Source organism: Nonomuraea sp. PA05, assembly GCF_008086045.1.
Taxonomy (GTDB): Bacteria; Actinomycetota; Actinomycetes; order Streptosporangiales; family Streptosporangiaceae; genus Nonomuraea; species Nonomuraea monospora.
In genome coordinates this window covers 18,484-29,327 of sequence record NZ_VSEY01000084.1, presented here as the reverse complement: position 1 = coordinate 29,327, position 10,844 = coordinate 18,484, and the positions used below count along the sequence as shown (strand labels likewise).

Here is a 10,844-nt window from a genome sequence, read left to right as displayed (position 1 = left end):
CTAGAGCTCCGCCGGCACGACGCGGTCGAAGGCGGCCTTGAGCCCCGTCACGTCGAGCACCCGCTGGAGCACCCCGTGGACGCCCACGATGCCTAAGGAGCCGGCGTGCGCGGCGACCCTGCGCTGGTGCTCCACCAGCACCCACAGGCCACTGGAGTCACAGAACTCCAGCTCTCCCGCGTCGATGACGATCTGCACCAGACCCTCGGTGAACAGCTGGACCAGAGCGTCCTTCAACAGTGGCGCCGTGAGCTTGTCGAGGTCGCCGGTGAGGCGCACGAGCGCGTCGCAGCCGCCGCGCTGCACCTCGACGTTGAGATCCGCCACCTCCCGAACGTACACCCCTGTCACCACAGCCGCTATCGTGGTTTCGGCACAGGAGGGTTCGCATAGTGGACGAGTGCAGCCGCCTTGAAAGCGGCCAGGTCAGCGATGGCCTCGTGGGTTCGAATCCCACACCCTCCGCCAGAATTTCCTGGGCTTCCAACCTGACCTGAGCCGCCTACGTCAAGCCAGAACTGTGTGGCGGCATCGGTAATGTCACACAGAGTAATTGGACGGCTACTTTCCGTATGGTTCTCAGTTCATACGGGAGGTCTTCGTGCGACGCATCACCCGCAAGATCGGCGCTCCGCTCGCCGCACTCGCCGTCCTGGCCACGGCCACGCCCGCCACGGCCCAGCAAGCCGCACCAGCGGCGTACTTCGTGATGACCGACATCACCCGCGAGGAGTTCGTCGTCCAGCTCACCGATCCCGGCAAGATCCGGCACGCCCGCGACCTGGTCCACGGCGAGACGCGGGAACGGCCCCACGTCGTCGGCAGGATCGTAAAGCGGCAGACTCCGTACAACCCGCGCTGGAGCTACCACTACAACCCCGACACCGTCGACTTCTTCGACGCGGCCATCGAGGTGTGCGACGCCACGATCCCCTACGTCGAGGACAACCTCGACGAGGCGGGCGGCGCGTTCCTGCCCGGCCTCGTCTTCTGCCCGTGGACCTCCCGGCTCGTCAGGGAACTGCCCGCGCCGTAGCCCTGTGGCGTGCCGCCGGTGCACAGGCATCGGCGGCACGCCCCGGTCACTCCCTGACCCCCGCGAAACCGTCGCCCACGCAGGCTGCGAGTTGCAGGTACGCGTCCCGCGTCGGCTCCTGGAGCCGGTCCAGGTCGATCTCCGCGCCCTCCTCCAGATGCGGGTCGTACGGCACCCGGATCACCGCGCGGCACCTGGCGGCGAAGTGGGCCTCCAGCTTCTTGATGTCCACCGCGGACTTCGAGCGGGGCCTGACGCTGCACAGCACCACGGTCGCGTTCTTGACCAGGTCGGCGTAGTGGTGCGCCTCCAGCCAGTCGAGCGTCGCGGACGCGGCCCTGGCGCCGTCCACGGACGGGGAGCTGACCAGCACGATCTGGTCGGCCAGCCCGAGCACGCCGCCCATCGCGGAGTGCAGCAGGCCCGTGCCGCAGTCGGTGATGCAGATGGAGTAGAAGTTCTCCAGCACCTGCGAGACGGCCTGGTAGTCGGCGCCGCTGAACGCCTCCGAGACCGACGGGTCGCGGTCGGAGGCCAGCACCTCCAGCCGCGACGGCGCCTGCGAGGTGAACGCCCTGATGTCGACGTACCGCTTGACCTGGTCACGCTCGTTGAGCAGGTCGCGCACGGTGGCAGAGGTCTCCAGGACGAGCTTGTCGGACAGCGTGCCCCTGTCGGGGTTGGCGTCCACCGCGATGACGCGGTCGCCGCGCATCGCGGCCAGCGTGGCGCCGAGGCCGACCGTGGTCGTGGTCTTGCCCACGCCGCCCTTCAGGCTCAGTACGGCCACGCGGTGGTGGCCGGCCGTGACCGGGGTGCGCGCCCTGGTGATCAGCTCGCGCTGGCGGCGCACCTCGGGCGGCTCGCCGGGCTTGATCCAGCCGCCGGACGCGCGGTACACCAGGCGGCGCCAGCCCTTGGAGGGGGCGTTGCGCCGTCCGCGTAGCAGGGACTCCGGGTCGAGGCTCTCGGCGGTCGGGCGGCCGGTGACCGGCGGCCTGGGCGGGGCGGTGAAGACCGGGGTCGGGGCGGGGCGGCGGCGCGGCGCGGGCGGGATCTCGCGTTCGGCGGGACGCCACTCGGGCTGCTCGGTCCACCGCGTCCGCTGCTCGGGCTCCTGGCGGCGCTCGTCGGCGTGCTGGGGCTGCTGGCGGCGCTCGTCGGGCCGGGGCTGCTGGTGCCGGTCCTCAGCCTGCTCGGTCCACTGCGGGCGGTCCTCAGGCTGTTCGGTCCACTGCGGGCGGTCCTCAGGCTGATCCGTCCAGGACGGGCGCTCCTCGGTCCACTCGGGACGGTCGCCGGTCCACTCCGGGCGGTCGGACGGGCGCTCGTTCCAGTGGGAACGGTCCTGCTGCTCCGACCACGTGAGCCGGTGCTCCTGGCCGCCGCGGGTCTCGGGCTCGTTCCAATGCGGGCGGTCGCTCCTCGGCGTCGTCTCCGACGACTCGGCCCACTGCGGCAGATCGGCACGCGCCACCGCCTGCGTGGAGTCCGCCGCGGCGGGCTCCTCCGCGGCCGGGGCGGCCGGCTCCTCCCAGGACGGGCGCTCGTTGCCCGGCTGGGTGTCCGCCCACGCGACCTTCTCCTCGGCCGGCGCGGCGGGCTCCTCCCCCGCGCGTACCGGCTCCTCCGCACGTACCGGCTCCCCAGCACGTACCGACTCACCTACCGGCTCACCTGCACGTAGCGGCTCCTCCGCGCGGACCGGCTCATCGGCCGCGGTCTCCTGCGCGGGGCCTGAACCGGTCTCCTCGGTCGCCGGACGAGGCCAGTCGGGAGGCGTCACCCAGGCCGTCTCCTCGCCGGAGGGCGGCCACGTGGTCTCCTCGGGCCGCTCAGGCTCGACGGCCGCCTGCTCGGGCGGCGTGAACGACAGCGAAGGGTAGGCGTCGGTGTCGTCGGGCCGCGGCAGCGGCTTCAGCGGCGTGTGGAAGGGGTCGTCGGCGGGCGCCGCGGGCTCCTCCTTGACGGTGGCCCTGCCGAGCCACTCGCCGGCCTCGCTCTCCCGCTCGGGGACGTCCTCGGCCGCCTCGGCGCCGTACACGGAGTCGACGGCCGCGCGGAACAGCGGCGGCGTCGGGGTGTCGTGGTGCTGGGGAACCAGCGACCACGGGTCCTTGGGGTACGGCGAGGCGATCGGCTCGTCGGCGGCAGCGGCCGAGGCGGTGACAGGGACGGGGGCCTCCTCCGTCTCCTTGATCGCATCCAGCCAGGCCAGCTGTTCCTCGAGAGATTCCTCTCGATCGTGTCTTGCCACCGTGTTCCCCCTCGGGTGGGTCTAAAGGGGCAGCAAATACCTTGCAGATTAACGCCATGGCTGACCGCGCAGCCCGGCAACCCACAACTTCTTTGCCCGGCTACCGTGGTTCGCATGCGAGCCATTGAGATCGCCGCACCGGGCGGACCTGAGGTTCTGGAGTGGCGCGAGGTGCCGGAGCCACCCGTCGAGCGCGGGGACGTGCTCATCGACGTGACCGCCTCGGCGGTCAACCGAGCGGACGTCCTGCAGCGGCAGGGCTTCTACGACCCGCCGCCAGGCTCCTCGCCGTACCCGGGGCTGGAGGTCTCCGGGGTGGTGGCCGAGGTCGGGTCGGACGTGGAGCAGTTCAAGCCGGGGGACGAGGTGTGCGCGCTGCTCGGCGGCGGCGGTTACGCCGAGCGCGTAGCCGTGCCGTGGCAGCAGGTCATGCCCGTGCCCGACAAGGTGTCGCTGCGCGAGGCCGCCGGGCTGCCCGAGGTGGCCTGCACGGTCTGGTCCAACGTGTTCATGGTCGGACGGCTACGCAGGGGCGAGACGCTGCTCGTGCACGGCGGCGCCAGCGGCATCGGCACGTTCGCGGTGCAGCTCGCCAAGGCGCTCGGCTCGCACGTCGTGGCCACCGTCGGCTCGGCGGAGAAGGCCGAGCGCGTCAAAGAGCTGGGCGCCGACGAGGTCATCAACTACCGCGAGGAGGACTTCGCCGACAAGGTACGCGCCGACGTCATCCTCGACATCATGGGCGCGAAGTACCTCGCGGGCAACGTCCGGGCCCTGCGCGCCGGCGGCCGACTGGTGATCATCGGGCTGCAGGGCGGGCGCAAGGGCGAGATCGACCTGGGCGCCATGCTCTCCAAGCGCCTGTCGGTGCACGCCACCACGCTGCGCGCCCGTCCGGTCGACGAGAAGGGCGTCATCGTGCGCAGCGTCGTCGACAACGTATGGCCCCTGGTCGCGGCGGGTGCGGTACGTCCCGTCGTGTACGCGGAGGTCCCCATGTCCGAGGCGGCGCAAGCTCACCGAATGTTGGATTCGGGAGAGCACGTCGGCAAGATCCTGCTAGTACGGTGAGTGTTATGAATGCTGAGGACAACAACACCCCCCACATCGTGGTGGTGGGCCCCGACTTCCAAGGTCAGGGCGATAGCGGCGAAGAAGATCGCTCGGTCACCAACCTGGTCGAGCAGCCCGCCAAGGTGATGCGCATCGGCAGCATGATCCGCCAGCTCCTCGAAGAGGTCCGCGCGGCCCCCCTCGACGAGGCCAGCCGCAAGCGGCTGAAGGAGATCCACGAGTCCTCCATCAAGGAGCTCGAGGACGGGCTGGCGCCGGAGCTCGTCGACGAGCTGGAGCGGCTCTCGCTCCCGTTCACCGACGACAACGGCACGCCGCCGAGCGAGGCGGAGCTGCGCATCGCGCACGCTCAGCTGGTGGGGTGGCTCGAAGGGTTGTTCCACGGCATCCAGACCACGCTGTTCGCTCAGCAGATGGCGGCTCGGGCCCAGTTGGAGCAGATGCGCAGGGCGCTGCCCGGCGTGCCGGGCGACGAGGGCCCGCGCCCGCACGGCGGCTCCGGGCCGTACCTGTAAGGGGGCGGCGCCCACCGCTTTCCGGACGGGCACGGCCGCATTCCGGCGCGGCCCGCTTCGGCGCGGCCCAGCGCCCGGCCCCGCCGGAGGCACGGCCCGGCGCCGGTTACCGGTAGAGCTCCTCGATCACCCGGGCGACCCCGTCATCGTCGTTGGCCGCGGTCACGTGATCGACCGCCGCCAGCACGTCGGGATGCGCGTTGGCCACTGCGTAGGACGTACCTGCCCAGCTCAGCATGGGCAGGTCGTTCGGCATGTCACCGAAGGCCACGGTCTGCGTGTCCTTGATCCCGTGCTCCGCCGCGAACGCCGCCAGCGCGCTGGCCTTGGTCACGCCCTGGGCGCTCATCTCGATCAGCCCTCTGCGGCTGGAGTGGGTGGCCGTCACCAGATGCCCCACCAGCTCGTCCACGACGGGCTGGAGCTCGTCCGCGTTCATGGCCGGGTGCAGGGCGAGCAGCTTGGCGCACGGCCGGGCGGTCACCGAGTCGACCCTGACCGCCCCCAGCCGGCGGTCCAAGCCGCCCAGCAGGAAATCTGACTCATGCGCAAAACCGGCTTCATACTCGACCGAAAATACGAGTTCGGACACGTTCGCTCTTAGCTGAGCGACGACTTCCTCGAGTACCTCCACAGCGATGAGGTGAGATTCCACTATCCGTTCGGTATGGAGATCGTAGATCAGGGCCCCGTTCGCACAGATGGCCAGGCCACGGTGGCGTACGGCGGCGGCCACCCCGCCCATCCACCGGGGCGGACGCCCCGTGACGAACGCCAGCACAGCCCCTGATTCCTCGACCTTGCCGAAGGCGGCGACCGTCCGGGGAGACACGGTTCCGTCGGTGCGCAGGGCGGTTCCGTCGAGGTCGGTGGCCACTAGACGCGGCGCGGGAAGACTCTGCATAACAGGTTCCAGTTTGCCCGGTGATGCCGCCTGACAGAAATCTTCCTGAGGACGGGAACACCAACGCTCCAGAATGGTGTTAGATGTGATGGCGTTGTATTAGCTGATCCCGTAGTGAAAACCAGCATGACTTTGTCTGAGCCACCCCGGGTGCTTGCTGTACGACACACCGGGACCCACGAGGTGTGGGTCCCATAGATTCACATCCTGAGGGAGAGCTTTTATGGCTCAGGGAACCGTCAAGTGGTTCAACGCCGAGAAGGGCTTCGGCTTCATCGCCCCGGACGGCGGTGCGCCGGACGTGTTCGTTCACTTCTCCGAGATCGTCGGCAACGGCTACCGCAGCCTTGAAGACGGCCAGCGGGTCGAGTTCGAGATCACGCAGGGCCAGAAGGGGCCGCAGGCCTCTCAGGTCCGAGCCATCTGACCTGTAGTAGCGAGATAGACCGGGGTTCGCTTCCAGCGGGCTCCGGTCTTTTGCTTGCCCGGGGCCGTCCGAAACCCCGAGAGGTGAGAGAAAGATCACGGAGCCGGTGACGGATCGGTCACGGCTGTGACTCGACTCACACACCCCTTGAACCAGCGGCCACGCCCAGCCATCGACCTGAGTATGAGGTACGCGTGGTTGTGTCACCCCGTGACCGTTGCCGGGGTCATCGTGCTTTTGGTCAACGACCACCTTCTGAAGCAGGCCTGGCCCGGGTTCGTCACGGGCAAGCTCAGCGACGTCGCCGGGCTGGTCGTCGCGCCCGCGATGCTCGCCCTGCTGTTCCGGCGACGGGCCGATCTGACGGCGACCGTGCTCACCGGTGTGCTCTTCACGGCCGTGAAAACGACGGAGACGGGCGCGGAGGCCGCGTCCTATGCCTGGACCCTCGTGGCGGGCCCGTCGCGCGTCCTGGCGGATCCCACGGACCTGCTGGCCCTGCCCGCCCTCGCCCTGGCGTGGTGGGTACGCCGGAGCACCCTCGACCGGCCCTCCTCGGCCCGCTGGCGGATCATCGTGACGACGCCCCTGGCCGTGCTCGCCGTCGCCGCCACCGGCGCCGCAGCCCCGCCGCCGTCGGCCGAGATCGTCGAGGTGGAGGGGAGCAGGGTCCACGTCCACACCAGCCTCGACGGCAGGCTGACCTCCGAGGACGGCGGCCGCACCTGGACGCAGGCCACCGACGGGCCCACCGACGGGCCCGCCGACGAGCGGGACGAGCGCGGGCAGAGCGCCCAGTGCGTGCCCGGCCAGGCCACCAGGTGCTACCAGGTGCTCAAGGACCGGCTGGGCGTCGAGCAGTCGGACGACGGCGGCACCACCTGGCGTCCGGCGTGGGTGCCGTCCGGTGACGAGCTGCAGCGCCTGAGCAGGCAGTACGACGTCCCGTCCGGCCTGCGCTCCCGGTCGCTGGCCGTGGTGCCGCAGGAGGGCGGGCACCACGTCGTCGTGGCGAACGGTCTGGCCGGCATCGTGGTCCGCGACACCTCGGGCGCGTGGCGGCGCGTCGGCTGGCCCGGCGCCGGGTCCCCCCAGGTGAACCTGGAGCCCGAGTGGCGCCTGGCGCTCTTCCTCGCCATCTGCATGATGTTCGCCGGCGCGGGGGCCGGGCTGCGCCGCTACGGCCTGGCCTACACCTGCTCCGCGCTCGCCGGTTGCCTGGGAGCGCTGCTCCTGGTCGGCGCCGGCTCCTTGCAGGACGCCGCCTTCGCCGCCGGCGTGCCCATCGGCTTCCCCAGCCTGCTCCTGACCGTTTCGGGCGCCGTGGCCTGCGTCGTGCTGGCGGGCGTCGGCCAGGCACGGCTCACCCCTGTCGCGATCGGCATGCTGGCCGCGCCGCTCGTCTTCGGGGCCGTCTACCTGCCGTTCACGTGGTGGGCGGAGGGGACGCCGGACTCGTACGGGGTCGCGGTCGCGCTCGCCGCCCTGCTGACCGGGCTGGTCGTGCTGGCGAGCGCCGCCGCCGTCAGGAGCGACGCCCGCCGCGCGAACTCCGGCGACCAAGAGCCCCGCCCCACCGGCACGTGATCCGGCCGCACCTCACAGCACGCGTGATGGGGCCGCACCTCACAGCCCGTGATCCGGACGTGCCTCACAGCGCGCGTGATGCGGGCCCACCGCACCACGCGCGTGTCGTGGGCCCTACTTCACGGGCTCCAGCACGTCACTTCACGGGCTCCAGCACGTCGAGCCCCACGTACGGACGCAACGCCTGAGGAACCACCACGGAGCCGTCGGCCTGCTGGTGGTTCTCCATGATCGCCACGATCCACCTGGTCGTGGCGAGCGTGCCGTTCAGCGTCGCCAGGTGCTGCGGCTTGCCGTCCTTGTCCCGGTACCGGACGGCGAGCCTGCGGGCCTGGAACTCGGTGCAGTTGGACGTCGAGGTCAGCTCGCGGTACCGCCCCTGGGTGGGGATCCACGCCTCGCAGTCGAACTTGCGAGCCGCCGACATGCCCAGATCGCCCGCCGCCGTGTCGATGATCCGGTACGGCACCTCGATCTTGGCCAGCATGTCCTTCTCCCAGCCCAGCAGCCGCTGGTGCTCCTCGTGGGCGTCCTCGGGACGCACGTACGAGAACATCTCGACCTTGTCGAACTGGTGGACGCGGATGATGCCCCTGGTGTCCTTGCCGTACGAGCCCGCCTCGCGACGGAAGCACGACGACCAGCCCGCGTAACGCAGCGGCAGCTCGTCGGCGTTGAGTATCTCCTGGGCGTGGTAGCCGGCCAGCGACACCTCCGAGGTGCCGACCAGGTAGAGGTCGTCCTCGGGGAGCCGGTAGATCTCCTTGTCGTGGGCCACGTGGAAGCCGGTGCCCTGCATGGTCTCCGGCTTGACGAGCACCGGCGTGATCATCGGCGTGAACCCGGACTCGATCGCCTGCTGCATGGCCATGTTGAGCAGGCCGAGCTGCAGCCGCGCGCCGACGCCCTTGAGGAAGAAGAACCGCGAACCCGACACCTTGGCGCCGCGCTCCATGTCGATGGCGCCGAGCGCCTCGCCCAGCTCCAGGTGGTCCTTCGGCTCGAAGTCGAACGTGCGGGGCTCGCCGTACGTCTCCAGCACGACGTAGTCGTCCTCACCGCCGGGCGGTGCGCCCTCCTCGACGATGTTCGGCACCGTCTGGAGCACCTCGTCCAGCTCGGCGCCCAGCTTCTCGGCCTCCGACTCGGCGGTCTTGACCTGGCCCGCGAGATCCTTGGCGCGCTGGAGCAGCGCGGCCTTCTCCTCGCCCTGCGCCTTGGAGACCGACTTGCCCATGCTCTTCTGCTCAGCGCGCAGAGACTCGAACGAGGTCAGCGCGGATCGGCGGCGCTCGTCGAGGTCGAGCAGCGTGTCGACGACCGAGTCGTCCTCACCGCGGGCACGCTGCGACGCCCGTAGCCGGTCGGGGTCCTCACGAAGGGTACGCAGGTCAATCACAAGGAAAGGCTACCGGCGCGCGGAGGCGCCGCGCCCCTGCTTTCTCCCGTACGCCCGCGCGATCCGCCCGCACCGCCCCGTGCCCAGCGCCCCTGGCCTGCGGGACGCACGCCCGGCCGACCCGAACCCGCCCGCCGGTCGCGCTCAGACCTCGCCCGTCCGCAAGCTCATGGAACCGTGCTCAGACCTGCCCGGCCCTGATCCTCGCCAGCCAGTCGCCCGCCTCCGCGAACTCCGGATCGGACGTGCCGCGCTTGATCTTCGGCGCCACCCCGTCGGCCCGCGGGTAACTCCCCAGGAACCGCACCTCACCACAGATCCGGTGCAGCCCGGCGATGGCCTCACCCACCCGGGCGTCGGCGACGTGCCCCTCGAAGTCGAAGTGGAAGAAGTAGCGCCCGATCCCGTCACCGGTCGGCCGCGACTCGATGCGCGTCAGGTTGACCCCGCGCACGGAGAACTCGGTCAGCATCTCCAGCAGAGCGCCCGGATGGTCGTCGGCCAGGAAGACCACCAGCGTGGTGCGGTCGGAGCCGGTCGCCTCGGGCAGCGGCCCTGGACGGCTCACCTTGACGAACCTGGTCACGGTGTCGGACCTGTCGCCGATGTCGGTGGCCAGCTCCACCAGCCCGTAGTGCTCCCCTGCGATGCGCGCGGCGATCGCGGCGTCGTACGGCGAGCCGGGAAGCGACACCTCCTGCGCGGCGGCGGCCGTGGAGGGGGCGGCCACCACGACGGCGTCGGGCAGCTCACGCGCGATGAAGGCGCGGCACTGCGTGATGGCGGCGGGATGCGTGTAGACCCGCTTGATGTGCGGAATCTCGGTGTCGGGCCTGGCCAGCAGCGAGAACTGCACCGGCAGCAGCAGCTCGGCGTTGATCAGCAGCGGCTCGCCCCAGGCGAACTCGTCGAGCGTCGTGGTGATCGCACCCTCGATGGAGTTCTCCAGCGGGACCACCGCGCCGTCGGCGTCGCCGGAGCGTGCGGCGTTGAGCGCGGCGCTCACGGTCGCGCAGGGCAGCCGCTCGGCGATGGGGTCGAGGAGCCGCAGGGCCTCTTCGGTGAAGGTCCCTTCCGGTCCGAGATAGGCGAGTCTGGGCATACTTACAGGCTATCCGCAGGTGGACGGCACCCGCGGCCATTTCACCCGCCGACCTGTGGCCGCGCGGCCCAGAGAACGCCCGCAGACCGGCGGCCGAGCGGTCTCAAAGCAGTTCGGGGGCCCGGCAGGCCACCACGGGGCCGTGCCCGAGCCGCGCCGCCCGCACCGCCTCTTCCTCCTCCGGAGACAGCGGCTGCTGCCCCTTTCCGCCCACCACCGTCCGCACGTAGGTGCGGGTCTCACTGCGCCCGTTGATGGACGTCAGCACGATCCCGTCCCCCAGCCCGTTGATCATCGCCACCGAGAACGACATCCGCCCGGTCATCTCGGCGAGCGCGTCGTACTGGCACACGGCGACGTCCCGAACCGCCTTGAGGTCGCCCCGGCCCTCACTGATCTGACGGAAGAGCAGGCGCTGGCAGTCCTCCACCGTGGCCTTGGCCTGGCGCAGCGCCAGACAACCGATCATCACGCCACTGATCCCGGCGACGACACCCACGATCACCCATGTGGTAACGAGCACGGCACAGAGGGTAATGGTTC

General features: G+C 70.5%; 11 protein-coding genes and 1 tRNA gene. 6 read left to right on the top strand and 6 right to left on the bottom strand.

The genetic code is table 11. The features are described 5' to 3' along the window. Positions 1–327, bottom strand: coding sequence for an STAS domain-containing protein (locus tag FXF51_RS59255; protein ID WP_187415186.1), 327 nt, complete (start codon positions 325–327; stop codon positions 1–3). 51 nt (positions 328–378) lie between these two features. Here FXF51_RS59255 and FXF51_RS59250 point away from each other — a divergent pair. Continuing rightward, positions 379–468 (top strand) — tRNA-Ser (locus FXF51_RS59250). A 133-nt stretch (positions 469–601) separates the two neighbouring features. After that, positions 602–1,036 (top strand): calmodulin-binding protein, encoded by a 435-nt coding sequence (locus FXF51_RS59245; RefSeq protein WP_148443658.1) that lies wholly within the window; start codon positions 602–604, stop codon positions 1,034–1,036. 46 nt (positions 1,037–1,082) lie between these two features. Here FXF51_RS59245 and FXF51_RS63400 read toward each other — a convergent pair whose 3' ends face one another. Then, a complete protein-coding gene (locus FXF51_RS63400; protein ID WP_262380651.1) occupies positions 1,083–3,293 on the bottom strand; it encodes a MinD/ParA family protein in 2,211 nt (736 codons plus the stop codon). A 114-nt stretch (positions 3,294–3,407) separates the two neighbouring features. Here FXF51_RS63400 and FXF51_RS59235 point away from each other — a divergent pair, with 114 nt between their 5' ends. Together FXF51_RS59235 and FXF51_RS59230 are read left to right on the top strand one after the other, a co-directional pair. Next, positions 3,408–4,364 carry an NAD(P)H-quinone oxidoreductase gene (locus tag FXF51_RS59235; protein ID WP_148443657.1) on the top strand — a complete coding sequence of 319 codons (957 nt, stop codon included), beginning with the start codon at positions 3,408–3,410 and terminating at the stop codon, positions 4,362–4,364. Between the two features lie 5 nt (positions 4,365–4,369). Then, positions 4,370–4,882: a bacterial proteasome activator family protein gene (locus tag FXF51_RS59230; RefSeq protein ID WP_148443656.1), complete on the top strand. Its 513-nt coding sequence runs from the start codon at positions 4,370–4,372 to the stop codon at positions 4,880–4,882. A 106-nt stretch (positions 4,883–4,988) separates the two neighbouring features. Here FXF51_RS59230 and FXF51_RS59225 read toward each other — a convergent pair whose 3' ends face one another. Next, positions 4,989–5,786 carry an HAD family hydrolase gene (locus tag FXF51_RS59225; protein WP_148443655.1) on the bottom strand — a complete coding sequence of 266 codons (798 nt, stop codon included), beginning with the start codon at positions 5,784–5,786 and terminating at the stop codon, positions 4,989–4,991. Positions 5,787–6,009: 223 nt separating this feature from the next. Here FXF51_RS59225 and FXF51_RS59220 point away from each other — a divergent pair, with 223 nt between their 5' ends. Continuing rightward, complete coding sequence (locus FXF51_RS59220; protein WP_043619750.1) at positions 6,010–6,213, top strand: cold-shock protein; 204 nt, start codon at positions 6,010–6,012, stop codon at positions 6,211–6,213. Positions 6,214–6,423: 210 nt separating this feature from the next. After that, positions 6,424–7,800, top strand: a complete 1,377-nt coding sequence (locus FXF51_RS59215) for a hypothetical protein (RefSeq protein WP_148443654.1) — start codon at positions 6,424–6,426, stop codon at positions 7,798–7,800. 136 nt (positions 7,801–7,936) lie between these two features. Here the strand turns inward: FXF51_RS59215 and serS are convergent, their stop codons facing one another. The 3 genes from serS to FXF51_RS59200 all read right to left on the bottom strand — a co-directional run bounded on the left by serS (position 7,937) and on the right by FXF51_RS59200 (position 10,824). Next, positions 7,937–9,199, bottom strand: a complete 1,263-nt coding sequence (gene serS / locus FXF51_RS59210; protein ID WP_148443653.1) for a serine--tRNA ligase — start codon at positions 9,197–9,199, stop codon at positions 7,937–7,939. Positions 9,200–9,380: 181 nt separating this feature from the next. Then, complete coding sequence (pheA, locus tag FXF51_RS59205; RefSeq protein WP_148443652.1) at positions 9,381–10,301, bottom strand: prephenate dehydratase; 921 nt, start codon at positions 10,299–10,301, stop codon at positions 9,381–9,383. A 103-nt stretch (positions 10,302–10,404) separates the two neighbouring features. Then, entirely contained in the window at positions 10,405–10,824 is a 420-nt protein-coding gene (locus tag FXF51_RS59200) for a DUF4446 family protein (RefSeq protein WP_262380647.1), read from the bottom strand. Positions 10,825–10,844 lie beyond the last annotated feature (20 nt).